We start from the raw sequence: 25,715 nt of genomic DNA on the forward strand, positions 1-25,715 counted from the left end.
CGGCGCGCGCGGTGGTGCCGGGCGGGCTGTGATGGCCGCAGGGGCGCGAGCGCCGTGCCCCCGCAGCCGTCGCTCGAAGGAGCCCGCCCCCATGCGCCGCACCGCCCGCGCCCTGTCCGCCGCCGTCCTGGCCGGTGCCGCCCTCGGCGTCTTCACCGGGCCCGTCTCGGCCGAACCCGGTGCGCCCCTTCCGCCCGCCGAACCCGGTGCTCCCACCCCGCCCACCGCACCCGGCGTGCCCGCGCCTCCTGACGCGCCCCCCGCACCCGGCGACCCCGCCGCACCTTCCGCCCCCGCCGCGCCGTCCCCGCCCGACGCACCCGGCGCTCGCTCCCTGCCCTCCGCGGCCTCCGGCGGACCGGTCGCCGAGGTCAGTCCGGCCCGAGCCGTCCCGGGTGGCACCGTCACCGTCTCCGTCTCCTGCGCTCCCACCGGCGGGCCCGCACCCGCGACCCTGGACGCCACCTCACCGGCCTTCGACGAGGGCACCGTCGCCCTGCGCAAGGTAGAGGGCACCGCGGGGACGACGTCCGGGGCCGCCTACCGCGGCACCGCGCGCATAACCGCCGTGAAGGACACCGAGGACACCGAGGTCACCGAAGACGCCCTGGCCGCCGAGGCCGCCGAGGGCACCGAAGGCGCCGAGGACACCGGGGGAGTCCCGGACGCCCCCGACGCCCCGCTCATTCCGGACGCCCCTGAGGACACCGAGGACACCGAGGACACCGAGGACGCGTGGACCGTCGACGGCGCCTGCCCGGAGGGGTCCGGCGGCGAGGGCGGCGACCCCTGGAGCGCGACGATGACCGTGCCGGAGCCGGGGAAGGAGGGCGCCCCCGAGCAGCCCTGTCCCGAGCCCGCCGTGCCGCACGGCCGGGCTCCCGCGTCGCAGGAGCCCTGCGCCGGTCCGTCGGCCGAGCACGGGGTAAGGGCCGGCACGGGCGGCACCTTCACCGACTCGGTGCCCGCCCTGGCCGCCGGCGGCGTCCTGATCGCGGGCGCGGGCGCCGCGGCCGCGCACCGGCTGCGGCTCCGGCTGCGCGGGGACCTGGAACGGCACTGACCGGGCCGCACCGGGCCGCACCGACCCGCCTCGCCCCGGTCCGCCGGGGACCGACGCCACCGGAACCACGGTCATGGCACCGCGTCCCGATGGGTACGTTCAGCAACGACCGACGAGGACCGATCAAGACCTGGGAAGAAGGGCACCCGGCCGGGCGGCGACAGGACACGGCACGACGGACTGCGCGGAGGCACGCATGCGGCGCACGGACCCCCGGGGGCGGGACGGCGGAGAGGGCCGCGCCCCCGCACGGCAGGACCCCCGGAGCCACGCCCCCGCGCGCCGCGTACCGGAAGGACACGGCCCCGTCCGCTACGGTCCGCACCTCCCCGGCGACGGCCTGCCGGTGCTGCCCGAGCTGTCCGCCGTGCTCGCCGCCGCGGCCGGCCGGGGCGGCGAGGAACCGGCCGGCGGGGCCCCCGCCCTCCTGTCCGCCGCGAGCGGCTACTGGGACCGGCGCGGCCTGCCCACCGACCCCGGCCACGTGGCCGCCGCCCCGGGGGCCAACGCGCTGCTGCTCGCGCTGACCGCCGTGCTCGGCGGCGACGTCCTGGTGCCCCGCCCCTGCGCGGCCTGGTGGGCGCCGTACGCACGGCTCCTGGGCCGACCCGTCTTCCACGTCCCGACCCCGGCCGAGTCGGGCGGCGTCCCCGATCCCTACGCCCTGCTGGAGACCGTACGGCGGGTCCGCGCCGAAGGCGGTGTCCCGCGTCTGCTCGTGCTGTCCGTCGCCGACGACCCCACCGGCACCGTCGCGCCGCCCGAACTGCTGCACGAGACCGTCGAGGCCGCCGCCGCCGAGGGGCTGCACCTGGTCAGCGACGAGACCTGGCGCGACACCCTGCACGACCCGCACGCCACCGTGCTGCTCAGCCCCGCCGAGATGCTGCCCGAACGGGTCACCGTCGTCACCGACCTGGCCGGCGCGCTGCTGCCGCCGGGCTGGCCGGCCGCGGTCGCCCGCTTCCCCGCGTCCGCCGCCGGAGACGGCCTGCACGCCCGCGTGCTGGACGTGCTCACCGCGCTCGGCGCCCGCGTCGCCGCGCCCGTCGCCGCCGTCGCCGGGTACGCCCTCGCCGAACCCGAGCCGGTCACCGCCCGCCGGTCGGCCGCGGTGCGCCTGCACGCGCGCCTGGCCGCCGCCGTGCACACCGCGGTCGTCGCCGCGGGCGCCACCGCACGGCCCCCGCAGGCCGGCCGCCACCTGTACGCCGACCTCGGCCCGCTGCGCGACGCCCTCGCCGCCCGGGGCGTCGGCGACGCCCAGGAACTGGAGGACTTCCTCACCGCCCGCCTCGGCATGCCCGCGCCGGGCGGGCACCGCTTCGGCGACGACCTCCAGGCCCTGCGCGTCCGGCTCTCCACCGGTCCTCTGGCCGACGGTGGTACTGATGAGCAGCGCACAGAACGCCCCACCGTCCCCGACCCGTTGGAACTGCCACACGTGCAACGCGCCCTGATCGGTCTGAAGTCGGTCTTCGACGATCTCCGCGACGCTCAGCGATGGGAGCCTCCTCGATGACGCAGCAGCCCCGGTCGACCACGAGCACCTCCACGTCGGTCAAGGACCCCGGCGCGCCGCCGGCCACGCCCGCCTCGCCGCCCTCGGACCCCCCGCTCGCGGAACCGCGGCCACTGGCCGAGCACCGGGTGTGGCCGCGGACCTTCCACGACCGGCTGACCACACCCCTGCCCGACCTGAAGGCCTTCGCGAGATTCGCCCGCGAGGGCAAGGTGAGACCCGGCCCCGATGGGCTCGCCGACATCCCCCGGCTGCCGTACGCACCCGGCCGGCCGCCCCGCGTCGACGCCGGTACCGTCGCCGTCACCTGGGCGGGGCACGCGAGCTGGGTGGTGAACATCGGCGGGCTCACCGTGCTCACCGACCCGGTCTGGTCCCGCCGCATCCTCGGCACCCCGGCCCGGGTCACTCCGGTGGGCGTTCCCTGGAGCGCCCTGCCCCGCGTGGACGCCGTCGTCATCAGCCACAACCACTACGACCACCTGGACGCCCCGACGCTGCGCCGACTGCCCCGGGACACACCGGTCTTCGTGCCGGCCGGGCTCGGCCGCTGGTTCCACCGCCGCCGCTTCACCCGCGTCACCGAGCTGGACTGGTGGGAGGCGGCCGAACTGGACGGCGTGCGCTTCGACTTCGTACCGGCCCACCACTGGTCCAAGCGCAGCCTCACCGACACCTGCCGCACGCTGTGGGGCGGCTGGGTCCTCACCGGCCCCGACGGCCGGCGCGTGTACTTCGCCGGTGACACCGGGTACGGCCACTGGTTCGCCCGCATCGGCCGCCGCTACCCCGGGATCGACCTCGCGCTGCTCCCCATCGGCGCCTACGACCCCCGCTGGTGGCTCAGCGACGTGCACTGCGACCCGGAGGAGGCGGTGCGGGCCGCGCAGGACGTCGGCGCCCGGCGGATGGCCCCCATGCACTGGGGCACCTTCGTCCTGTCCGCCGAGCCGGTACTGGAGCCGCTGACCCGGGTCCGTGCCGCCTGGCAGCGCGCGGGCCTGCCCCGGGAGCACCTGTGGGACCTGCCGGTCGGCGGCTCCCGCGTGCTGGAGTGACCACGGGCGGGGGAGCAACACCGTCCCCTGCTCACGCCTTCGCCGGCCCCCGCAGCCGCCGCCACAGGCTCGGCGCCACGCTGAGCAGCACGGTCAGCGCGATCGCGGCGGCCACCCCCTCCCAGGGCTGGTCGAACAGCGCGCCGCTCAGGATCCCGATCAGCTGGTACGTCACCGCCCAGGCCAGACAGGCGGGCAGGTTGCCGTGGGCGAACCGGCGCAACGGCCACTCGGCCAGCAGACAGGCCAGCATCACCGGTATCCGCCCCGCCGGGACCAGCCGGGACAGCACCAGCACCGCCACGTCGTGGTCGGCGAGCTTCTCCTGCGCCTGCTCCAGCCGGTCCTCGGGAGCCCGGGAGCGGATGGCCTCCAGCCAGCGCGAGCCGTTCTTCGAACCGACCCCGCGCCGCCCCAGCCAGTACAGCGCCATGTCCCCGCAGAACGCGGCCAGCGAGGCCGTGACGAACACCATCAGCATCGAGTACGGCAGCGTCTGGTGGGTCGCCACCACGGCCGCCGAACTGACCAGCGCGCCCGTCGGCACCACCGGCACCAGCGCGCCGATCAGCACCAGCAGGAACAGCGACGGATAGCCGAACGCCTGCTGCGTCGGCTCGGTCGGTATGCTCACCGCCGCGTCCAGCCAGCTCACCGCGCGACCTCCACCCGCACGCTCTCGCCATGCCCCAGCCGGTGCACGGCCACCCCCGGCGCACGCAGCGCCGACAGGCGCACGAACTCGTCGCCCGGCGTGTGGAATTCGTGGGGGCGCACCGCGTTCATCCCGATCGGCCAGTACGTGCCGTAGTGCACCGGCACCGCCGTGCGCGGCGCGAGCCGGGCCAGTGCCTCGGCCGCCCGCCCCGGGTCCAGGTGCTCCGGACCGAGGTTCGGCCCCCAGCCGCCCACCGGCAGCAGGGCCGCGTCGACCGGCCCGACCTCCTTCTCCATGGCGTCGAACAGACCGGTGTCCCCGGCGAAGTACGTCCGGGCCTCGCCCTCGACGACGTAGCCGAGAGCGGGGGAGCGCTGCCGTCCGATCGGCAGCCGCCGCCCGTCGTGCCGGGCCGGCACCACCCGGATCCGCAGGTCGCCGACCGGGACCTCGTCGCCGGGCGCCACCTCCGTCGGTTCCAGATGCGTGAGCCGGCGCAGCGCCGGCACCGACCGGCGTGCGCCCCGGGGCACGAGCAGGCGCGTGCCCGGGGCGAGCCGCGCCAGCGAGGGCACGTGCAGGTGGTCGGCGTGCAGATGGGACACCAGCGCCACGTCCGCGCGCCAGGCCTCCGGCGGCGGCACCGCGCCCCGGCGGCGGCGCAGGTGCGCGAGCCGACGGGCGAACAGGGGGTCGGTGAGTACACGTATGTCCGAGTCCTCGACCGTGCAGGTGGCATGACCCCACCACGTGAGCTCCACCGGCACCTCATTGCCTCCTTCGCGCGACTCCCCGAAGCCTACGTCCAGGAGTAGGGTCGGCGGCGAAAACGGGAGGTGAGGGGGACGCCATGGGTCTGGTGCGGGTGACGGCGATCGCGAGTCTGACGCCGCTGGAGCAGTTGGACGACGACCCCTTCCTGGTCGATTCCCGCAGCCAGCACGCCATGTGTGCCCGCTGGGCCGCGGAGCACGGCTACGTCGTCGCCAGGGAGCTGCTGGTGCGCGGCCTGAGGCCGGACCACGACGCACTGTGGGACGGCGTCCGTCCCGGGCACGACCTGTTCGTCGCGCCCAGCCGGCGGGTGCTGGAGAGCGCCCTGTCGTCCGTGGAGGAGTTCACCGCGGAGTGCGCGCGGCGCGGGGCCCGCGTCGAGACGGCCGGCCACGCCGAACCGTCCTACGACGCCCGGATGAAGGCGTGCGTCCACCGGAGGCTGTCCATGCCGACGGCCGGGTACGACGGCCGCTGACCCCGTCGGGGGGTGTGAACCGGACCCGGGGGGACAAACGGGCGCTCCGGACCGTTGTGACAGGGTGGGGCAGGCCCGCGCCGAGAACGGGCCCGGACGTGAGGTGTACGGAGCGTGGGTGCAGGGCGTTGGCGCCGGGTCGCCAGTCAGATCGGGCGGAGTGTCGCGGTGTGGGCCGTGTCCACCGTCACCATGCTCGCGCTCGCCGGCATCCTGCCCGACTTCCGGCTCCAGTCGCCCGACGGTGACAGCGCCACCGACATCGCCGTCACCGCCGCGGTCGGGGCCGGCGCCTTCGGCCTGCTGTCCGCCCTGGTGTGGCCGCTGATGGTCCGGATGCTGCTCCTGGTGCCGGCGTTCGTCCTCGGGCTGCTGGTCTTCTTCCTCAACGGCGGGCTGCTGCTCCTCGCGATCGACGTGAACCCGGCCGGGCGCGGCGGCGTCGCCCCCGAGACGGCGGTCGTGGTGGCCGCCGTCATGTCCGCGGTCGCCTCCGCCACCGGCGGGGCCCTCACCGTGCGCGACGACGACGCCTACCGGCGCCGGCTGTACCGCCTCGCCGACCGCCGCCGCAGATCCGGCCCGCCCTGCCCGTCCGGCCCCGGCACCGTCTTCCTGCAACTGGACGGCGTCGGCCACGACGTCCTGCTGGACGCCGTGGACAGCGGCGCCATGCCCACCGTCGCCCGCTGGCTGGGCCGTGACGGCAGGTCGGCGACCCACCGGCTGGCCGTGTGGCACACCGACTGGTCCAGCCAGACCGGCGCCAGCCAGCTCGGCATCCTGCACGGCAGCAACCACGACGTCCCCGCCTTCCGCTGGTACGAGAAGGACAGCGGCGAGGTCATGGTCTGCAACCGCCCGACCAGCGCCGCCGAACTGCAGCGCCGGGCCATCGAGCGCACCGGCGACGGCGGGCTGCTCACCTTCGACGGCGCCAGCCGCGGCAACCTGTTCGGCGGCGGCGCCGACGAACAGGCGCTCGTGCTCTCGATCGCGACCCGGCGCCGCAGCCCGGAGACACGCTCCCGGTCCGGCTACTTCGCCTACTTCGCCGACCCGGCCAACGCCGTGCGCACCGCGCTGTCCTTCGTCGCCGAGGTGGGCCGGGAGATCGGCCAGTCCCTCCGGGCCCGCCTGCACAAGGTCCGCCCCCGGGTCTCGCGCGGCGGCCTCTACCCCTTCGTCCGCGCCTTCGCGACCGTCGTCGAACGGGACGTCGTGGTCGCCGCGGTGATCGGGGACATGCTCGCCGGACGCACCGCCGTCTACGCCGACCTGGTGGCCTACGACGAGGTGGCGCACCACTCCGGGCCGCGCGGCCGGGACGCCGCGAAGGTCCTCCAGCGCCTCGACCGGTCCCTCGCCCTGATCGAGACGGTCACCGAGCACGCCCCCCGCAAGTACCGCGTCGTCCTCCTGTCCGACCACGGTCAGAGCCCCGGCGAGACCTTCCGCACCCGCTACGGCCTCACCCTCGGCGACCTGGTGCGGGCCGGCTGCGGACTGCCCGTGCCGCGCCGGGCCCAGCGCACCCGCAGCGGCGCCGAGGCGCGCAACACCGTACGGGCCGCCCTGCACCGGCCCGTCGAGGAGGGTGCCGAGCAGCAGCGCCCCGCCGACACCCCCACCGGCCGCCGCTCGGAACCGATCGTGCTGGCCTCGGGGAACCTGGGCCTGGTCTCCTTCCCGGACGTGCCGCACCGGATGACCCGGGAGGAGATAGACGCCCGCCACCCGGCGCTGCTGCCCACCCTCGCCAACCACCCCGGCGTCGGCTTCCTGCTGGTCCGCAGCGAGCGGCACGGAGGGGTGGTGCTCGGCGCGCGCGGCGCGGAGATCCCCCTGGACCGGCTCGACGAGGACCCCGGCCCGCTCGCCGCCTTCGGACCCGGCGCCGCCGACGCCGTCCGCCGCACGCACTCCTTCCCCCACACGGCCGACATCATGGTCAACTCCTTCCACGACCCGGCCGACGGCGAGGTCCTCGCCTTCGAGGAGCAGATCGGCTCCCACGGCGGACTCGGCGGCGCCCAGTCGCGCGCCTTCCTGCTGTCGCCGGCCGTGCTGTCCGCGCCGGTCGCCGAAGGCGCGGACATCGTCGGCGCCGAACAGGTCCACCGGATCCTGCGCCGCTGGCTGCGGGAGTCGAACGGACCGCAGGTGCCCGTGGACGATTCACCGTCCAGAGCCGTCGACAACGCACCTTTTCCCGTGGTGGGCGGGGTCGCGCAGGACAAAAGCGCCTGATTTGGAGGTGTGGCGGACGGTGCCCGACCATGGGCGCCGTCCCGGCGATCCCGGGCACCAGTTCCAAGGAAGGCGCCCCACCCCATGCACGTCACCGGGACCGTCCCCCCACCGGCTCCGGACCCGCGGGAGAACCCCGCGGCCCCCGACCCCGCTCCCGGCAACGGCAGGCACGCCCGCCGCTTCGGGCTCCCCGTCGCCACCGCCCTGGTCATGGGCAACATCATCGGCGGCGGCATCTTCCTGCTCCCGGCCTCCGTCGCGCCCTTCGGCACCATCAGCCTGCTCGCCTTCGGCGTCCTGACCGTCGGCGCCATCGCGCTGGCCCTGGTCTTCGGCCGCCTCGCCGCCCGCGACCCGCGCACCGGCGGCCCCTACGTCTACGCCCGCGAGGCCTTCGGCGACTTCGCCGGCTTCCTCGCCGCCTGGGCGTACTGGATCACGACCTGGGTGTCCAACGCGGCGCTGGCCGTCGCCGCCGTGGGCTACCTCGACGTGCTCGTCCCGGTGAACGACCACCGCTGGACCGCCTGTCTGGCCGCGCTCGTGGTCCAGTGGCTGCCGGCGCTGGCCAACTTCGCCGGCACCCGCTACGTGGGCGCCGTCCAGCTGGTGGCCACCGTGCTGAAGTTCGCGCCGCTGCTGCTGGTCGCGGTCGGCGGACTGTTCTTCTTCGACGCGGACAACCTCGGCCCGTTCAACGCGAGCGGCGGCAGCGGCATCGGAGCGGTCTCCGCCGCCGCCGCGATCCTGCTCTTCTCCTACCTCGGGGTGGAGTCCGCCGCCGTGAGCGCGGGCGAGGTCAAGAACCCCCGCCGCACGGTGGGCCGGGCCACCGTCATCGGCACCGCGGGCGCCGCCCTCGTCTACCTGCTGGGCACCCTCGCGGTCTTCGGCACGGTCTCCCACGAGCGCCTGGTGACCTCCACCGCCCCCTTCTCGGACGCCGTGAACGCCATGTTCGGCGGTGCCTGGGGCGGCTGGGCCGTGGCGCTCGCCGCCCTGGTGTCGATGACGGGCTGCCTCAACGGCTGGACGCTGCTCAGCGCCCAGACCCCGTACGCGGCGGCCAAGGACGGCCTGTTCCCGGCCGCGTTCGCGCGCAGGCGGCGCGGCGTCCCCACCTTCGGCGTCGGCGTCACCGTCGTCCTCGCCTCGCTGCTCACCGTGTACAACTACACGTCCGGTTCGGCCAAGGTCTTCGAGATCCTCGTCCTGGTCACCACCTTCACGGCGACCGTGCCCTACCTGCTGGCCACCGCCGCCCAGCTCTTCCACCTGCTCTCCGGACAGGGCGAGAAGGTCGACCGGGCCCGCCTCGTCCGGGACGGCGTGATCGCGTCCGTCGCGGCGGCCTTCTCGCTGTGGCTGGTCGCGGGCGCCGGCTACGCGGCGGTCTACCAGGGGGTGCTCTTCCTCTTCGCCGGCGTGCTGGTCCACGCGGTGATGGCGGCCCGCAGGCGGCGCACGGAGGCAGCGCGGACACCCGGGTGTTCCTCGTGAGCCGAGCCGGAGTGTGATCGGATGGGGGCGGGGACCCGGGCACGGGCTCCCACCACCCCCGTACAGCAAGAGAATTCGAGAGGACTCCGCCGTGGCAACCACGCGCTCCGCACACACCGTCTGGGAAGGCAACCTGCTCGAGGGCAACGGTGTCGTCACCTTCGACTCGTCCGGCATCGGCGAGCAGCAGGTGTCGTGGCCCTCGCGCGCCGAGCAGGCCAACGGGAAGACCAGCCCGGAAGAGCTGATCGCCGCCGCCCACTCCAGCTGCTTCTCCATGGCGCTCTCGCACGGCCTGGCCGGTGCCGGCACCCCGCCCACCAAGCTCACCACCTCCGCCGACGTCACCTTCCAGCCCGGCGAGGGCATCACGGGCATCCACCTCACCGTGGAGGGCACCGTCCCGGGCCTCGACAACGACGCGTTCGTCGCCGCCGCCGAGGACGCCAAGAAGAACTGCCCGGTCAGCCAGGCCCTGACCGGCACCACCATCACCCTCACGGCGAAGCTGGCCTAGCGGTCAGGAGCCCGCGCGCTCCCAGCCCCGCCGGTCCGGGCGCGGCCCCAGCTGCCTGGGGTCGCGCGACCGGTACACCACGTAGGGGCGGGTCAGGTACTGCAGGGGCGCGCTGAACATGTGCACCAGGCGGGTGTAGGGCACCAGGGCGATCAGCACCATCCCGATCACCGCGTGCACGTGGTAGAGCACCGGCACGCCCTCCATCAGCTCCACCCTCGGGTTCAGGACGAACAGGCTGCGGGACCAGGGGGCGATGGTGGCGCGGTAGTCGTAGCCGTCGCCCGAGGTGTCCGAGAGCTTGGCGATCATGCCGAGGACGATGGCGCCGAGCAGGAAGACGTACATGAACTTGTCGTTGGCCGTGGTGGCGCGGAAGACGGGGGCCTTGGTGCGGCGCCGGTAGACCAGCAGGCCGATCCCGGCCACCGTCAGCACCCCGGCCAGGGTGCCGCCGTACAGCGAGAACAGGTGGTAGGCGTGCTCGCTGACGCCGGCCGCCTCCGTCCACGACGCCGGGACGAACAGCCCGATCAGATGGCCGACCAGCACGAACAGGATGCCGTAGTGGAACACCGGCGAGGCGATGTTGAGGAGCTTCGACTCGTAGACCTGGGAGGAGCGGGTCGTCCAGCCGAACCGGTCGTAGCGGTGCCGCCAGACCAGGCCCGCGATCAGCAGGGCGAAGGCGGCGTAGGGCAGCACGCCCCACAGGAAGACGTTCATCGGCGTGCTCCGGTCGAGGCGGGCGGCAGAGTGGCGCACACGGCGTCCAGGACGCACGCGTAGGGCGTACCGAACGCGGTGAGCCGGGAGCGGAGCTGGTCCAGGGCGTCGCGGTGCTCGGTGAGCATGCCGATGTCCCCGGTGCGGGAGACGAACTCCAGCACCGCCGGGAGGAAGTCCGGGAGTTCCTCGCCGGTGAACTCCAGTCCGTGGGCGCGGTACAGCTCCTTGAAGCGGACCAGGGACATGCCGCGGTTGCGGGTGTCGCCGTCCGTCCACCAGCTCAGGTAGAGACTGTGCCGGTTCTTGAAGTCGAAGACCTCCACGTAGTGCGCCTGGAGTTCGCCCTGCGGGGTCACGGCCGCGTGGTCGGTGAAGGCGCGCAGCGGGGGCGCCGCCTCGCGCAGCAGCGGCAGCCGGGCGCGGAAGTCGTCGTCGGGATAGGTCAGGCAGAGCGCCGCCGCCTGGTACAGCACCTCGAACCCGGGCATCGGATCACACCTCCCTCTCGTCGTCCGCGGTCTGCCGCCGGCGCAGGACGTGGAAGTTCTCCACCGGCACCAGCGGCAGCCGCCTGCGCCCCGAGTCCTGGCCGAACGGGCCGTCGCCGCCCATGCCGGGGCCGCCGTCGGTGTCCAGGCTGCACGTGTCCGGCAGGGCGGACGCCTCCAGCCGGTGCGCGTCCCCCACGGCGGCCGTCGGGATCACGTACCGCTCCTCGTACTTGGCGATGGCCAGCAGCCGGTACATGTCCTGGATCTCCTGGGCGCTCATGCCGACGCCGCCGGCGACGGCCGGGTCGGGGGTCTCGCCGAGGTTGATCGCCCGCATGTGGGCGCGCATCGCCGCCAGCTTCTCCAGCGACGCCCGCACCGGGCCGGTGTCGCCCGCCGTGAACACCTCGGCCAGGTACTCCAGCGGGATGCGCAGGGTGTCGATCGCGCCGAAGAGGTTGTCCGCGTCCTCGCCGTCGTGCCCGGTCTCCGTCAGCGCGTCCACCACCGGTGACAGCGGCGGGATGTACCAGACCATCGGCATGGTGCGGTACTCCGGGTGCAGCGGCAGCGCCACCCGGTACCTGCTCACCAGCGCGTGCACGGGGGAGCGCCGGGCCGCCTCGATCCAGTCGAAGGGGATGCCCGCCTCCTCCGCCGCCCGCCGCACCGCCGGGTCCTGCGGGTCCAGGAAGACGCCCAACTGGGCCTCGTACAACTGCTTCTCGTCCGGCGTCTGGGCGGCCTCGGTCACCTTGTCCGCGTCGTAGAGCACGACCCCCAGGTACCTGAGCCGTCCCACGCAGGTCTCCGAGCAGACCGTCGGCTGGCCCACCTCGATGCGCGGGTAGCAGAAGGTGCACTTCTCGGCCTTGCCGGTGCGGTGGTTGAAGTACACCTTCTTGTACGGGCATCCGGTCACGCACATCCGCCAGCCCCGGCAGCGGTCCTGGTCGACCAGGACGATGCCGTCCTCCGAGCGCTTGTACATCGCCCCGGACGGGCAGGACGCCACGCACGACGGGTTGAGGCAGTGCTCGCAGATGCGCGGCAGGTAGAACATGAAGGTCTCTTCGTAGGCGAACCGCACCTTCTCCGAGGCCTGCTGCCGGGTGCGCTCCACCATCGGGTCCAGGTCGCCGTAGGCGGGCGCGCCGCCCAGGTTGTCGTCCCAGTTCGAGGACCAGCCGATCTTCATCGGCTTGCCGTCGAGCTGGGAGACGGGCCGCGCGACCGGGTAGTCGGAGCCGAGCGGGGCGTCGGTGAGGTTCTTGTAGTCGTACGTCCAGGGCTCGTAGTAGTCCTTGATCTCCGGGAGCCTGGGATTGGAGAAGATCCCGGCGAGCTTCTTCAGCCGCCCGCCCGCCTTCAGCCTCAGCGCGCCCCGCCGGTTCAGCTCCCAGCCGCCCCGCCACCTCTCCTGGTCCTCGTAGCGGCGGGGGTAGCCCTGTCCGGGGCGGGTCTCGACGTTGTTGAACCAGACGTACTCCATGCCCCGGCGGTTGGTCCACGCCTGCTTGCAGGTGACCGAGCAGGTGTGGCAGCCGATGCACTTGTCGAGGTTCATGACCATGGCGACCTGGGCCATCGGGCGCATCAGTACTCGACCTCCTGACCGCGGCGGCGGATCACGGTCACCTCGTCGCGCTGGTTGCCCGTCGGGCCGAGGTAGTTGAACGCCCAGGACAACTGGGCATAGCCGCCGATGAGATGGGTCGGCTTGAGGATCAGCCGGGTGAGCGAGTTGTGGATGCCGCCCCGTCTGCCGGTCGCCTCGGCCAGCGGGACGTTGACCGTGCGTTCCTGGGCGTGGTGCATGTACACCGTGCCGGGCGGCATGCGGTGCGAGACGATCGCCCGGGCCACGACCACGCCGTTGCGGTTGACCGCCTCGATCCAGTCGTCGTCGGCGACCCCGATCGCCTCCGCGTCCCGCGTCGACATCCAGATGGTCTGGCCGCCGCGGGACAGCGCCAGCATGAACAGGTTGTCCTGGTACTCGGAGTGGATGGACCACTTGTTGTGCGGGGTCAGGTAGCGGACCGTCACCTCCCGGTGCCCGTCCGGGCCCAGCCGGGGTTCGCCGAAGAGCCTGCTCATGTCCAGCGGCGGACGGTAGACCGGCAGCGCCTCGCCCAGCTCGTGCATCCAGTCGTGGTCCAGGAAGAAGTGCTGCCGCCCGGTGAGGGTGTGCCAGGGCTTGAGGTGCTCGGTGTTGAGCGTGAACGCCGTGTAGCGGCGCCCGCCGGCCTCGCTGCCGGACCACTCCGGCGACGTGATCACCGGCACGGGCGCCGCCTGCGTGTCCGCGTACGTGATCCGCTTGCCCTCGTGCTCGGCGGCTAGGTGGGCCATCTCCTGCCCGGTCCTCGCCTCCAGCGTGCGGAAGCCCTGGACGGCCAGGCGCCCGTTGGTCGTGCCGGACAGGGCCAGGATGGTGTTGGCGGCCTTCACCGCCGTGTCCAGCGCCGGACGCCCGTCGGCCGGGCCGCCGCGCACCGCGCCGTTGAGGTCCCGCAGCCGGCCGACCTCCTCGTCCGGCTTCAGGGTGATGCCCTTGGCCGGCAGGCCCTTGCCCTCCACCAGCGGGCCCAGCGCCGCGAACTTCGCGCCGATCGCCGTGTAGTCCCGCTCCACGACGACGAGGTTCGGCAAGGTCTTCCCGGGCTCGGGGGCGCACTCCCCGCGCCGCCAGTCCCGCACGACCCCGCCCGGCTGGGCGATCTCCCCCGGGGTGTCGTGCTGGAGCGGGGCCGCCACCAGGTCCTTGCGCACGCCGAGGTGGCCGACGGCCAGCTCGCTCAGCTTCTCCGCGAGCGCCTTGAAGGTGTCGAAGTCGGTCCGCGTCTGCCACGGCGGGTCCACGGCCGGGGAGAAGGCGTGCACGTAGGGGTGCATGTCCGTGCTGGACAGGTCGTGCTTCTCGTACCAGGTGGCGGCGGGCAGCACCACGTCGGACAGGAGGGTGGAGGAGGTGTGCCGGAAGTCCAGCGAGAGCAGCAGGTCGAGCTTCCCCTCGGGCGCCTCCTCGTGCCACGTCACGTCCCGGGGGCGCTCGCCGGGCGCGGCCTCCTCTGCGCGCAGCGAGGAGTGGGTGCCCAGCAGGTGCTTGGTGAAGTACTCGGCGCCCTTCGCCGAGGAACCGAGCAGGTTGGCCCGCCACAGGGTCAGGATGCGGGGCCAGTTCTCCGGCGCGTCCGGGTCCTCGCAGGCGAACTTCAGGGTGCCCGCGCGCAGTTCGGCCACCGCCTTCGCCACCGGGTCGCCGAAGGTCTCGCCCAGCTCCAGCGGGCTGCGGTCGAAGGTCGGGTACGAGGGCATCCACCCGGTGCGCGCCGACAGCGCGAGGCAGTCCGCGCCCGTCATCCCCGTCAGCCGTCCCTCGCCCAGCGGCGAGGCCAGGACGTCGGCACCGAAGCGGTCGTAGCGCCACTGGTCGGTGTTGAGGTACCAGTACGCGGTGCCGATCATCTGGCGCGGCGGGCGCGACCAGTCCGAGGCCGCGGCCAGCGTCGCCCAGCCGGTCGACGGCCGGCACTTCTCCTGGCCCACGTAGTGCGCCCAGCCGCCGCCGTTGCGGCCCTGGCAGCCGGTGAGCTGGAGCAGGGCCAGGAAGGCCCGGTAGATCGTCTCCGAGTGGAACCAGTGGTTGGTCCCGGCCCCCATGAGGATCATGCAGCGCCCCTTCGAGCGCTCGGCGGTCCGCGCGAACTCCCGGGCGATACGCACACAGGCCGCCGCGGGCACCGAGGTGTGCGTCTCCTGCCAGGCCGGGGTGCCGGGCGCCGCCGCGTCCTCGTACGACGCCGCCCAGTCGCCCGGCACTCCGGGGCGCGCCACACCGTACTGGGCGAGCAGCAGGTCGAAGACGGTCGTCACCAGCGGTCCGGTCGCCCCGCCCAGCCGCGTCGCCGGCACCCCCCGCCTCAGTACGTCCCCGCGGCCCTGCGCGTGCGGGCCGCCCTCGGTGTCGAAGCGGGGGAGCAGCACCTCGACGCCCGAGGCCATCTCGTGGCCGTGCAGACTCAGCCGCGGGCGCACCTCGCCCAGGTCGAGGTTCCACCTCCCCCGGTCCGCCTCGTTCCAGCGGAAGCCCAGCGAGCCGTTCGGGACCACCGCCCGCCCCGACGCCTCGTCCAGCACCACCGTCTTCCAGCGGGCGTCCTCGCCCTCCTGCCCCAGGTCGGCCGCGCGCAGGAACTTCGCCGGGACGTACGCCCCGTCCCGCTCGGTCAGCGTCACCAGGAACGGCAGATCGGTGAAGCGGCGCACGTAGCCGTCGAAGAAGGGCGTGGTGCGGTCGACGAAGAACTCCTTGAGGACCACGTGCCCCATGCCGAGGGCCAGCGCGGCGTCCGTGCCCGGGTGCGGATGCAGCCACTGGTCGGCGAACTTGGTGTTGTCGGCGTAGTCGGGCGACACGACGACGACCTTCTGGCCCCGGTAGCGGGCCTCCGCCATCCAGTGCGCGTCCGGCGTGCGCGTCACCGGCACGTTCGAGCCCCACATGATCAGGTACGCCGCGTCCCACCAGTCGCCCGACTCCGGAACGTCCGTCTGGTCGCCGAAGACCTGCGGGGACGCGACGGGAAGGTCCGCGTACCAGTCGTAGAACGACAGCATCGGGGCGCCGATGAGGGAGTGGAAACGGGCCCCCGCCGCGTGCGACACCATCGACATGGCCGGGATGGGGGAGAAGCCCGCGATACGGTCCGGGCCCTGGCTGCGGATGGTGTGGACGTGGGCCGCGGCGACCATCTCGACGGCCTCGTCCCAGTGCGCCCGGACCAGGCCCCCCTTGCCGCGCGCACGCTGGTAGCGCCGCCGCCGCTCCGGATCGCCCTGGATGTCGGCCCAGGCCAGCACCGGGTCCGACAGCCGCGCCTTCGCCTCCCGGTACATCTCCAGCAGCACCCCGCGCACGTACGGGTAGCGCACCCGGGTCGGCGAGTACGTGTACCAGGAGAACGCCGCGCCCCGGGGGCAGCCGCGCGGCTCGTACTCCGGACGGTCCGGGCCGACCGACGGGTAGTCCGTCGCCTGGGTCTCCCAGGTGATGATGCCGTCCTTGACGAACACGTTCCAGCGGCACGAGCCGGTGCAGTTCACGCCGTGCGTGGAGGTGACGACCTTGTCGTGGCTCCAGCGGTCGCGGTAGAACGCGTCCGACTCCCGGCCGCCGACCAGCCCGATGCTGTGCAGGTCGGGGGCTGCCGTCCCGGGCCGGAAGAACCGCCCCGCGCGCAGCAGGGCCGCGCCCGGCTCGGTGGGCGGTGTCCGCGTGTCGGTCACGTGCGCTGCTCCCTCGGTCGCCCGGGTCCTGACGTTCCGAACCTAGGGGCGGGTGCGGGAGCGCACCTGTTCGCGGGGCCCGTACGGGTCAGGGCGGGCCGGCCGGGGTACCGGTCAGGGCTTGCGGGCGACCCCCGCGTACACCGGCACGACACCCTCCGCCTGGGCCGCCACGTCCTCGGGGTCGGGCCGCCATCCGATGACCGGGATGACGCCCGGGCCCAGCAGCTCCAGCCCGTCGAAGAAGCGCGAGAACTCGGCCAGCGAACGCGGATGGAACGGCGTGCCGCTGCGCGTGAACAGGGCGGCCGCCCGGCCCACCGCCTCGGGGTTCAGATCCGGCGTGACCTGGGACAGGACCAGGTGACTGCCGGGTGCCAGGGCGTCGACGTACCGCCGCAGCAGGCCGTGGACGCCGTCGCCGTCGGCCGTGTCGCCGAGGTAGTGCGTCAGGGCCACCAGCGACAGCGCGACGGGCCGGCCCAGGTCCAGTGACCGGCCCGCCAGCCGCAGGATCGTGTCCGGGTCCCGGACGTCCGCGTGGACGTAGTCGGTGGAACCCTCCGCCGACCCGTGCAACAGCGCCTCGGCGTGCCGCAGGACGATCGGGTCGTTGTCGGCGTAGACCACCCGCGCCTCGGGGGCCACGGCCTGCGCCACCTGGTGCAGGTTCGGCTCCGTGGGGATGCCGGTGCCGATGTCAAGGAACTGGCGGATGCCGGCCTCGGCCAGCGTACGGACGGCCCGGTGCATGAACCGGCGGTTGGCGCGTGCCCCGCGGACCGCGGTGTCGTCCGCGGCGAGGATCTTGCGGGCCAGCTCCTCGTCCACCGGGTAGTTGTCCTTGCCGCCCAGCCACCAGTCGTAGACCCGGGCCGGATGCGGGCGGCTGGTGTCGAGGGGGCCGGGGGCGGCGTCGGAACCGGTCATGCGGGGTCGTCTCCTCGGGGGTCTGGGACGGCGAGCGGGTCGGTGGCGCGGGGTCAGTGGTTCTCCCGGTACGCGCGCAGGATCTTCTCGGTGCGCTGGGTCGAGGCGGCGCGCGCCGTCATGTGGTCCAGGACCTCCAGGTGCGCGGAGACCTCCGTGCGGGAGTCCAGGTACAGGGCACCCGTCAGGTACTCGGTGAACACCATGTCGGGCAGCTCCGGCTCGGCGAACCGGAACAGCGTGAACGGCGCGTACGTCCCGGGATGCGGGCCGTCCTCGAACTCGGCGACCTGGAGCGTCACCCGGTCCCGGACGGAGAAGTCCAGCAACTTGTCCAACTGCTCGCGCATCACCCGGCCGTCGGTGCTCACCGGGCGTCGCAGCACCGTCTCGTCCATCACCACCCACAGGTGGGGCGGGTCCGCGCGCTCCAGCAGCCGCTGCCGCTCCATGCGCAGGGACACGTGCCGCTCGACCGCGTCCGCTCCCGAGGTGCCGATCGTGCCCGCCTCCAGGACCGCGCGTGCGTACTCCTCGGTCTGCAGCAGCCCGGGCACGAAGTGCGGCTCGTAGGACCGTACGATCCGCGCGGCGCCCTCCAGACTCACGTACATGCTGAACCAGTCCGGCAGCACGTCGTGGTAGCGCTGCCACCAGCCGGGCCGGTTCGCCTCCTCGGCCAGGGCGACGAACGCCGACACCTCGTCCGCGGGCACTCCGAACGCCGTCAGCAGTATCTGGACGTACGGAATTTTCAGCGCCACCTCGGCCGTCTCCATGCGCCGAACGGTCGCCGGTGCCACCCGGAGCACCTTGGCGGCCTCCTCGCGCTTCAGGCCCGCCGTCTCCCGCAGTTCCTGCAACCGCCTGCCCAGGACCACCTGGCCCACCGTGGGTGCGGCCCGCCGCTCACTCACGCCACGCCTCCCCAACGCGCCCAAGTCACACCGCAGTCTGTCATGCACCCCCGCCCGGCTCACAAGGGGAGGCCGTGGACCGACGCCATGACCCGGCGGGTAATCGACCGGACGCGGCCCGGACGGGATCGTTGGCTCCACCGGGTTCCGGGCCGGCGCACTCCGGCCCGGGACCCGGCTTCCCAGCCTTGTCCGACCCGACGGAGGGTGACTCGCCATGTCCACGAACCAGATCGCCGCACTCGCCCGCACCCACGAGCCGCAGCTGGTGCTGCGCCGCTTCCTGGCGCTGGACGCGGCCGTGACCGGCGCGAACGCCGTCGCCTATCTCACGCTCTCCGGGCCCCTGGGCCGCTTCCTCGGTGCCGGTTCCGGGCTGCTGCTCGGTCTCGGCGCGTTCCTGGCCGTGTACGCCGGGTGCGTGGCCCTGCTGGCCGCCCGCCCCGCGCCGCCGGCCCTCGGGGTGCGGGCCGTCGTGGAGGCCAACCTCGCTTGGGCGGCGCTCAGTCTCGCCGCCCTCGCCCTCTGGCTCACGCCCACCACGGCGGGTGCGGTGTGGACGGTGCTCCAGGCCCTCACCGTCGCCGGCTTCGGGCTGCTCCAGCATCTCGCGCTGAGGCAGCGTCAGCCCAGCAACGTGTGAAGGTACTTGACCGTCGCCGGGTCGGCCGGGAGCAGCGTCTCGATGGCCAGCTCGGCGACCGTCACGTCCATCGGGGTGTTGAAGGTGGAGATGGACGAGATGAACGACAGGGTGCGGCCCTCGTGCTCGATCTGCATCGGCAGCGCGAAGTACGGCACCGGTTCGGCCGGTTCCGTTCCCGGCGCGGTGTCCGGCACCGGATACGCCGACACCTCCTCGTACAGCTCCCGCAGCCGCGGTGAGCGGTGCAGGGCGATCTCCCGCCGCATCTGCTCCAGCAGGTGCCCGCGCCACTCGCGCAGGTTGCGGATGCGCGGTGCCAGTCCCTCGGGGTGCAGGGTCAGCCGCATGGCGTTGAGCGGCGGTTCGAGCAGGTGCTCCGGGAGGCCCTCCATCAGCAACGTGATGCCCCGGTTGGCGGCCAGCACCCGGTAGGTCGCGTCGACGACCAGCGCCGGATACGGCTCGTAGCCCCGGATCAGCCGTTCCATGCCCTCGCGCAGGGCGTCCAGCGCCGGGTCGTCCAGGGGCGTCTCCGGGTAGTGCGGGGCGTAACCGGCGGCCAGCAGCAGGGCGTTGCGCTCCCGTACCGGGACGTCCAGGTGTTCCGCGAGGCGCAGCACCATCTCCTCGCTCGGCCGCGAGCGGCCCGTCTCCACGAAGCTGATGTGCCGGGCGGAGGAGTCGGCGCGCAGCGCCAGTTCGAGCTGGCTGACCCGCCGCCGCTCCCGCCAGGAACGCAGCATCGGGCCCACGCCCTGGGCGGTGGGCGCGGCGGTGGACGGGAGTGCGGTCATACGCCGAACGGTAGTCGACGCCGCATCGCGCCGGGGCCCGGGCGGCCGTGCTGTGGCAGGCTGAAACGGTAGCCGCCACCCCCACGTGAGGAGCGCAGCCCATGCCCGCCGTACCCGCCGTACCACTGTCGCAGCAGGAGATCGAGGAGCGGCTGGCAGAGCTGCCGGGCTGGTCGCTCGACGACGGACGGCTCACCCGCTCCTACCGGCTCGGCTCGCACGTCGCGGCGACCGCGATGGTCGTCCACGTCGCCCAGGTGCAGGAGGAGCTCGACCACCACTCCGACCTGACCCTCGGCTACGACACGGTCTCCCTGGCCGTGCACACCCACAGCGCGGGCGGAGCCGTCACCGAGAAGGACGTACAGCTCGCCCGCCGGGTGGAGGACCTGGCCGCCGGCCATGGGGCACACTGACGGACGTGCTCGACTACGACGAGGAAGCGGAACGGTACGACGCCTCCCGCGGTGGCGAGCCCCGGGCCGCGGCCGCCGCCGAGGCCGTCCTGACGCTCGTACCGCCGCGGGCGCGCAGCCTGCTCGACGTCGCCTGCGGCACCGGCATCGTCACCCGGCGCCTCGCCGCCGGACGGGACGGCATGCGGGTGACCGGCGCCGACCTCGCCCCCACCATGGCCCGCTACGCCGCCGCCCGGCTGCCCGGCGCCGTCGTCCTGGCCGACAGCCGCCGACTGCCCTTCAGGAGCGGGGAGTTCGACGCCGTCAGCAGCGTCTGGCTGCTGCACCTGGTCGGCGGTACCGACGAGGTGCGGGCCGTCGTCGGCGAATGCGCCCGGGTCCTGCGGCCCGGCGGGGTGTACGTGACGACGGTCGACAAGGGCGCCTCGCACAACGTGGGCAGCGACATCGACGCGGTGCTCGCCTCCCGCCCGCCGAGCACCGCCCACGACTGTGCCGGGCAGGTCGAGTCCCACGCCCGCGCGCACGGCCTGGTACCGGCGGGCTCCACCCGCTTCGTCGGCCACGGTCAGGGGCGCAGCCCCCGCCGCACCATCGCCGACCTGCGACGCGGCTGGTTCGTCACGCTGCCGCCGGGCGACCCGCGCGCGGAGCACTTCGCCGCCCGGCTCGCGGACCTCCCCGACCAGGACCGGCCCCGGCCCGACCCCGTCTTCACCCTGCGGGCCTTCGCGAAACCGGAGGCGAGGGGCGGCAACCCCGCCGCACCGGGTGGCGACTGAGAGGCGGAACTCATCCGTCCTCCAGGAGGTTCGTCCCGTGAGGCACCCCCACAAGATCCGCAGACGTCCGTCGGCCCTGGCCGCCGGGCTCGCCGCCGCAGGGCTCCTCGGCGCCGGCCTGGCGACTCTCCCCACCGACACCGCCGAGGCCGCCACGGCCCGGCAGGTCGAGGCCCTCGACCGGGGCGTGGTCAGCGTCCACACCGGTGACGGGAACCTGGTCGGCTGGCGCTGGCTCGGCACCGACCCGGACAACGTCGCCTTCAACGTCTACCGGGCCGGTACGAAGGTCAACTCCGCGCCGGTCACCGCCACCACCACCTTCTTCCACGCCGGCGCGCCCTCGCACGCCGACTACACCGTCCGCGCCGTGGTCAACGGCACGGAGCAGGGCGACTCGGTACACGCCGTCCAGTTCCGGGCCGGCTACAAGGACGTGCCGATCAGCCCGCCCGCCGGCGGCACCACCCCCGACGGCGTCTCCTACACCTACGAGGCCAACGACGCCTCCGTGGGCGACCTCGACGGAGACGGCGCGCTCGACCTCGTCCTCAAGTGGCAGCCGACCAACGCCAAGGACAACTCCCAGTCCGGCTACACCGGCAACACGATCGTCGACGGCGTCAAGCTCGACGGCACCCGGCTGTGGCGCGTCGACCTGGGCCGCAACATCCGCTCCGGCGCCCACTACACGCAGTTCCAGGTGTACGACTACGACGGCGACGGCAGGGCCGAGGTCGCCATGAAGACGGCCGACGGCACGAGGGACGGCACCGGCGCGGTCATCGGCAGTTCCTCCGCCGACCACCGCAACTCCTCCGGCTACATCCTGTCCGGCCCCGAGTACCTGACCATGTTCGACGGCCTGACCGGCAGGGCCATGGGCACCGTCGACCACGTCCCCGCCCGGGGCACCGTCTCCTCCTGGGGCGACTCCTACGGCAACCGCGTCGACCGCTTCCTGGCCGGCACGGCCTACCTCGACGGTTCCCGCCCCTCCCTGATCATGGCGCGCGGCTACTACACACGCTCGGTCATCGCCGCCTGGGACTGGCGGGACGGCCGTTTCACCCGCCGCTGGACCTTCGACACCAACTCCTCCACCAACGCCGGCAAGGGCTACGACGGCCAGGGCAACCACCAGTTGTCCGTCGCCGACGTCGACGGCGACGGCAAGGACGAGATCGTGTACGGCGCCATGGCCGTCGACGACAACGGCAACGGTCTGTGGACCACGAGGAACGGCCACGGCGACGCCATGCACGTCGGCGACCTCGATCCGTCGCGTGCGGGCCTGGAGGAGTTCAAGGTCGACGAGGACAGCTCGAAGCCCTCCTCCTGGATGGCGGACGCGCGCACCGGCCAGATCCTCTGGTCCACCGGCGCGAGCGGCGACAACGGCCGCGGCGTGGCCGCCGACATCTGGTCCGGCAGCGCGGGCGCCGAGTCCTGGTCGTCGGCCGAGAGCGGCATCCGCAACCCGAAGGGCACGGTGGTGCACAGCCGCAAGCCCTCCAGCGCCAACTTCCTGTCCTGGTGGGACGGTGATCCCGTCCGCGAACTCCTCGACGGCACCCGCGTCGACAAGTACGGCACGTCCGGCGACACCCGCCTCCTCACCGGTTCCGGCGTCGCGTCCAACAACGGCACGAAGGCCACCCCGGTCCTGGCCGGCGACATCCTCGGCGACTGGCGCGAGGAGGTCGTCTGGCGGACCAGCAACAACACGGCCCTGCGCATCTACTCCACCCCGCACGACACGGACCGCAGGATCACGACCCTCCTGCACGACCCCCAGTACCGCACGGCCCTGGCCTGGCAGAACACCGCCTACAACCAGCCCCCGCACCCGAGCTTCTTCATCGGCAACGGGATGCCGACGGCTCCCAGGCCCACCGTGGTCACGCCCTGAGCCGAAGCGGCCCCGTCCGGTCATGCGGGCGGGGCCGCCGCTGCCCGGGTGCATCCGCCGGCCGGGCGCCGGGGGAAGGGGGACGAGGGCTCGTCCTCGGGACCCTCGCCGCCCCCGGTGCCCCGGCGGAATCACCACCGGGGGCGGCCTCCGCCCCAGCGGCGATCTTCACGGAACCGGTCAGGTGACGACCGAGCACGTCCCGCCCGCCGTCTCGAAGACGGACGGCACCGCGTTCGTCCCCGACCAGCTGCCCGTGAAACCGAAGCTCACCGAGGCGCCGGGCGCCACGTTGCGGTTCCAGTCGACGTTCCTCGCCGTCACCGTGGTGCCCGAGCGGGTGTGCTCGGCGTTCCACATCTGGGTCACCTGCTGGCCGTTCGCGAAGGGCCACTTCAGGGACCAGCCGTTCCACGGGCCGGTGCCCGTGTTGGTGAGCCGGACGTCCGCCTGGAAGCCGCCGGACCACTGGTTGGTGATCCTGTACGTCACCGCACAGGCGCCCGTCGGGTCGGGGCCCGGCCCCGGATCGGTCCCGGACGTGTCGCCGTAGACGACGCCCCGGCCGTTGGTCGCCACGTACACCCGCCCGTACACCCGCGGGTCGCCGGTGATGGCGGCGCCGGTCCAGCCCCACTGGTGGGCGTCGTCGTTGACCCGGGTCCAGGTGGCGCCCTGGTCGGTGGAGCGGAAGATGCCGCGGACACCGCCGATCTTCGCACTGGTGAAGAGGGTCTGGTAGGAGGCACCGGGTGCCGCCTTGCCGAAGCCGACGGTGTCGGCCGCCTCGACGTCCGGCAGCTTGGCGAAGGTCGCCCCGCCGTCCGTGGAGTGCCACAGGCCGTACGGTCCGTCCGGCGCGCCCCCGGCCAGCCAGACGTCGCCCGCGCGGCCCGGCAGGGCCTTGAAGCGGACGCTGTCACCGGCGGGCAGGCCGGCCGCGGCCGACGCGGTGAAGGTCGCTCCGCCGTCCTTGCTGACGTAGAACTTCCCGGACTTGAAGCCGTAGAAGGTTTTCGGGTCCACCCGGTCGGACTCGACGACCGCGCCCGCCGGGATGCCGCTGGACGCCTGCCAGGAGGTGCCGAAGCCCGTCGTGTGGTGCACCCCGGCGCCCGCCGGGCTCCACACGAAGCGCCCGCCGTCCGCGCCCGCCGCGACCGTGCCGCCGCCGCTCACCCCCGACGGGTCGGTGCCGCCGAACCAGGTGGCGCCGTTGTCCGTGGAGAACGCGATGTGCGGGCCGGAGTCCAGGTTGCCGGACCGCACGACGACGTCGGGCTTCGCCTCCGCGAAGTCCAGGCTCGTGGAGGAGGTGAAGTTCGGGGAGGTGAACATCATCGGCGGCACCTCGGTCAGGCTCGTGTGCCGGAAGCCCCCGACGTCGCCCAGCGCGCTGAGCAGCGGGGCGCCGGACGGGGGAGAGACCAGGTCGTTGACCGCCGTCTCCTCCAGGCCGCGCACCATCGGTTCGATGGCGAACCTGCCGCCCGAGTCCCACTGAGTGAGGTTCTCCGTGCCGTAGATCGTCGCTCCCGTCCCGTACATCATCCGGTCCGGGTCGAACGGGTCGATCTCCAGCGCCTCCGTCATCCAGCCCAGCTTCGGCGTCTGCTCGGGCGGTGTCGGGTTCGCGCCCCAGGTGAGCCACGGGGACGAGGAGACGTCCATCGTGTACCGGTTCTCCCGGTCCGGGTACGAGGTGTAGTTCCAGGCCTGCGTCCAGGTCGCGCCGCTGTCCCGGGAGCGGAAGATCTGCGTGTCCGGCCACCAGGAGCTGTACGCCGTCGCCATCACCGTCCCCGGGTTCTGCCGGTCCACGGTCAGTCCGCTGAAGCCGTAGGAGGTGTCGGCCTCCGCGACCGGACTGATGTCCGTCCAGGTGCCGGTCGCCGTCGCGTACCGGTACAGCCGGCCCTTGCCGCCGTCGTACGGGCCGCCTGTGTCGCTGTACGCCAGGTAGAGGTGGCCGTTCTCCGCGTCCAGCACGCCCTTGTGGGCCAGGTACCCGGTGGGCTGCCCGGCGACGCGCTGCCAGGTCGCGCCCGCGTCCGTCGAGCGGTAGACGGCGTTCTCCTTGTCGGCGACCCCGACGTAGACCGTCTTCGTCGGCGTGCCGGCGGAGCCCGTGGACTCGTCGAAGGTCACCCAGACGATGCCCTGGTTGTCGGAGGCGTAGCCGCTCGCGTCGGACGGGTCCTGCGCGTAGTCGCCGGGGTTCGGGAAGGCCGTCACCTCGGCCCAGGTCACCCCCGCGTCCGTCGACCGCCACAGGCCGTTGCCGCTGGGCGCGCCCAGGTACAGCACGTCGTTGTCGTGCGGGTCGACGGCCAGGCGTTCGCCCATGCCGCGCCCCGGCATGTTGCCGCCCAGTTTGAAGGGCAGGTCGGCCTTCTCCCAGCTCGCGCCGCGGTCGGCGGAGCGCAGCACGGCGCCGTTGCCCGGGTCCCAGTCGTTGGTGTACGTGCCCACCGCCGCGTACACCCGGTCCGGGTCGACGGCGTCGGAGGCGACGCTGACCACGCCCGTGTGACCCCAGTCGTCCCAGCCGACGTGGTCGAGCAGCGGCGTCCACGTCTTCGACGCCTCCTGCCAGCGGTAGGCGCCGCCGATGTCCGTACGCGCGTAGGCGAGGTCCTTCTCCGTGCGGCTGAAGACGATGCCGGGGACGAAGCCGCCGCCGTCGATGCGGGCGTTCTTCCAGGTGTAGGTGTCGGCGGCGACGGCCGCCCGCGGCGCCTCGGCGGCCAGCGCGGTGGGCGGACCGCCGGTGAGGAGGCCGGCCCCGAGGGCCAGCAGCAGGGTGAGGATCCGGGTTCTTCGCACGGTGGGGAACCGTCCTTCCGTCAGGAGCAGAACACATGCGAGGGCCGGGCGGCCTCGGCGTGGACGAGGGCCGCCCGGCGGTGTGGTCCCGTCGTCCGGTGACGGGACCGGGCACACGGAGCTGTCAAGCGCACCGACGGGGCGCGGGGGGACT

General features: G+C 73.5%; 21 protein-coding genes. 11 read left to right on the top strand and 10 right to left on the bottom strand.

What is annotated here, in order from left to right:
- The first annotated feature begins 91 nt into the window (after positions 1-91).
- The 3 genes from ACGF5T_RS19365 to ACGF5T_RS19375 all read left to right on the top strand — a co-directional run bounded on the left by ACGF5T_RS19365 (position 92) and on the right by ACGF5T_RS19375 (position 3,643).
- Positions 92-1,063 (top strand): hypothetical protein, encoded by a 972-nt coding sequence (locus ACGF5T_RS19365; protein ID WP_366766314.1) that lies wholly within the window; start codon positions 92-94, stop codon positions 1,061-1,063.
- 196 nt (positions 1,064-1,259) lie between these two features.
- Positions 1,260-2,585, top strand: coding sequence for an aminotransferase class I/II-fold pyridoxal phosphate-dependent enzyme (locus tag ACGF5T_RS19370; protein WP_366766313.1), 1,326 nt, complete (start codon positions 1,260-1,262; stop codon positions 2,583-2,585).
- On the top strand, positions 2,582-3,643 hold the full coding sequence (locus ACGF5T_RS19375) for an MBL fold metallo-hydrolase (protein ID WP_361009878.1): 1,062 nt from the start codon (positions 2,582-2,584) through the stop codon (positions 3,641-3,643). Before ACGF5T_RS19370 ends, ACGF5T_RS19375 begins: the two co-directional genes overlap by 4 nt.
- A 31-nt stretch (positions 3,644-3,674) precedes the next feature.
- Here ACGF5T_RS19375 and ACGF5T_RS19380 read toward each other — a convergent pair whose 3' ends face one another.
- Together ACGF5T_RS19380 and ACGF5T_RS19385 are read right to left on the bottom strand one after the other, a co-directional pair.
- Positions 3,675-4,298: a VTT domain-containing protein gene (locus ACGF5T_RS19380; RefSeq protein WP_356612394.1), complete on the bottom strand. Its 624-nt coding sequence runs from the start codon at positions 4,296-4,298 to the stop codon at positions 3,675-3,677.
- Positions 4,295-5,068, bottom strand: a complete 774-nt coding sequence (locus ACGF5T_RS19385) for an MBL fold metallo-hydrolase (protein ID WP_356612392.1) — start codon at positions 5,066-5,068, stop codon at positions 4,295-4,297. Before ACGF5T_RS19385 ends, ACGF5T_RS19380 begins: the two co-directional genes overlap by 4 nt.
- A gap of 83 nt (positions 5,069-5,151) precedes the next feature.
- Between ACGF5T_RS19385 and ACGF5T_RS19390 the strand changes: the two genes are divergently transcribed.
- The 4 genes from ACGF5T_RS19390 (at position 5,152) to ACGF5T_RS19405 (ending at position 9,823) form a co-directional block, all read left to right on the top strand.
- Complete coding sequence (locus ACGF5T_RS19390) at positions 5,152-5,553, top strand: hypothetical protein (RefSeq protein WP_063483585.1); 402 nt, start codon at positions 5,152-5,154, stop codon at positions 5,551-5,553.
- A 114-nt stretch (positions 5,554-5,667) separates the two neighbouring features.
- Complete coding sequence (locus ACGF5T_RS19395; RefSeq protein ID WP_366766312.1) at positions 5,668-7,803, top strand: phage holin family protein; 2,136 nt, start codon at positions 5,668-5,670, stop codon at positions 7,801-7,803.
- An 84-nt stretch (positions 7,804-7,887) separates the two neighbouring features.
- Positions 7,888-9,306, top strand: a complete 1,419-nt coding sequence (locus ACGF5T_RS19400; protein WP_361009886.1) for an amino acid permease — start codon at positions 7,888-7,890, stop codon at positions 9,304-9,306.
- Between the two features lie 91 nt (positions 9,307-9,397).
- Complete coding sequence (locus ACGF5T_RS19405; protein WP_356612386.1) at positions 9,398-9,823, top strand: OsmC family protein; 426 nt, start codon at positions 9,398-9,400, stop codon at positions 9,821-9,823.
- 3 nt (positions 9,824-9,826) lie between these two features.
- Here ACGF5T_RS19405 and narI read toward each other — a convergent pair whose 3' ends face one another.
- The 6 genes from narI to ACGF5T_RS19435 form a co-directional block, all read right to left on the bottom strand.
- On the bottom strand, positions 9,827-10,549 hold the full coding sequence (narI, locus tag ACGF5T_RS19410) for a respiratory nitrate reductase subunit gamma (protein ID WP_366766311.1): 723 nt from the start codon (positions 10,547-10,549) through the stop codon (positions 9,827-9,829).
- A complete protein-coding gene (gene narJ / locus ACGF5T_RS19415; RefSeq protein WP_356612384.1) occupies positions 10,546-11,040 on the bottom strand; it encodes a nitrate reductase molybdenum cofactor assembly chaperone in 495 nt (164 codons plus the stop codon). Before narJ ends, narI begins: the two co-directional genes overlap by 4 nt.
- 4 nt (positions 11,041-11,044) lie before the next feature.
- The gene (gene narH, locus ACGF5T_RS19420) at positions 11,045-12,640 is read right to left on the bottom strand and encodes a nitrate reductase subunit beta (RefSeq protein ID WP_366766310.1); all 1,596 of its coding nucleotides are present in this window, start codon (positions 12,638-12,640) and stop codon (positions 11,045-11,047) included.
- Entirely contained in the window at positions 12,640-16,335 is a 3,696-nt protein-coding gene (locus ACGF5T_RS19425) for a nitrate reductase subunit alpha (protein WP_366766309.1), read from the bottom strand. Before ACGF5T_RS19425 ends, narH begins: the two co-directional genes overlap by 1 nt.
- A gap of 114 nt (positions 16,336-16,449) precedes the next feature.
- Entirely contained in the window at positions 16,450-17,265 is an 816-nt protein-coding gene (locus ACGF5T_RS19430; protein ID WP_366766308.1) for an SAM-dependent methyltransferase, read from the bottom strand.
- A gap of 53 nt (positions 17,266-17,318) precedes the next feature.
- On the bottom strand, positions 17,319-18,182 hold the full coding sequence (locus ACGF5T_RS19435; RefSeq protein WP_356612378.1) for a helix-turn-helix transcriptional regulator: 864 nt from the start codon (positions 18,180-18,182) through the stop codon (positions 17,319-17,321).
- Positions 18,183-18,399: 217 nt separating this feature from the next.
- Between ACGF5T_RS19435 and ACGF5T_RS19440 the strand changes: the two genes are divergently transcribed.
- Positions 18,400-18,825, top strand: coding sequence for a hypothetical protein (locus ACGF5T_RS19440; RefSeq protein ID WP_366766307.1), 426 nt, complete (start codon positions 18,400-18,402; stop codon positions 18,823-18,825).
- On the opposite strand, the gene ACGF5T_RS19445 is transcribed toward ACGF5T_RS19440, so the two are convergent.
- Positions 18,807-19,622, bottom strand: coding sequence for a helix-turn-helix transcriptional regulator (locus ACGF5T_RS19445; protein ID WP_366766306.1), 816 nt, complete (start codon positions 19,620-19,622; stop codon positions 18,807-18,809). The two genes, ACGF5T_RS19440 and ACGF5T_RS19445, sit on opposite strands and share 19 nt — an antisense overlap.
- A 101-nt stretch (positions 19,623-19,723) precedes the next feature.
- Here ACGF5T_RS19445 and ACGF5T_RS19450 point away from each other — a divergent pair, with 101 nt between their 5' ends.
- From ACGF5T_RS19450 to ACGF5T_RS19460, 3 genes are read left to right on the top strand one after another with little or no spacing between them, the layout of a single operon-like run.
- Positions 19,724-20,038: a 4a-hydroxytetrahydrobiopterin dehydratase gene (locus ACGF5T_RS19450; protein ID WP_356612373.1), complete on the top strand. Its 315-nt coding sequence runs from the start codon at positions 19,724-19,726 to the stop codon at positions 20,036-20,038.
- A 5-nt stretch (positions 20,039-20,043) separates the two neighbouring features.
- Positions 20,044-20,823 carry a class I SAM-dependent methyltransferase gene (locus tag ACGF5T_RS19455; RefSeq protein ID WP_361009907.1) on the top strand — a complete coding sequence of 260 codons (780 nt, stop codon included), beginning with the start codon at positions 20,044-20,046 and terminating at the stop codon, positions 20,821-20,823.
- 37 nt (positions 20,824-20,860) lie between these two features.
- The gene (locus tag ACGF5T_RS19460; protein WP_361009910.1) at positions 20,861-22,735 is read left to right on the top strand and encodes a rhamnogalacturonan lyase; all 1,875 of its coding nucleotides are present in this window, start codon (positions 20,861-20,863) and stop codon (positions 22,733-22,735) included.
- Between the two features lie 180 nt (positions 22,736-22,915).
- Here the strand turns inward: ACGF5T_RS19460 and ACGF5T_RS19465 are convergent, their stop codons facing one another.
- On the bottom strand, positions 22,916-25,561 hold the full coding sequence (locus tag ACGF5T_RS19465) for a cellulose binding domain-containing protein (RefSeq protein WP_366766305.1): 2,646 nt from the start codon (positions 25,559-25,561) through the stop codon (positions 22,916-22,918).
- Positions 25,562-25,715: the final 154 nt, after the last annotated feature.

The organism is Streptomyces sp. NPDC047853 (assembly GCF_043204535.1).
GTDB lineage: Bacteria > Actinomycetota > Actinomycetes > Streptomycetales > Streptomycetaceae > Streptomyces.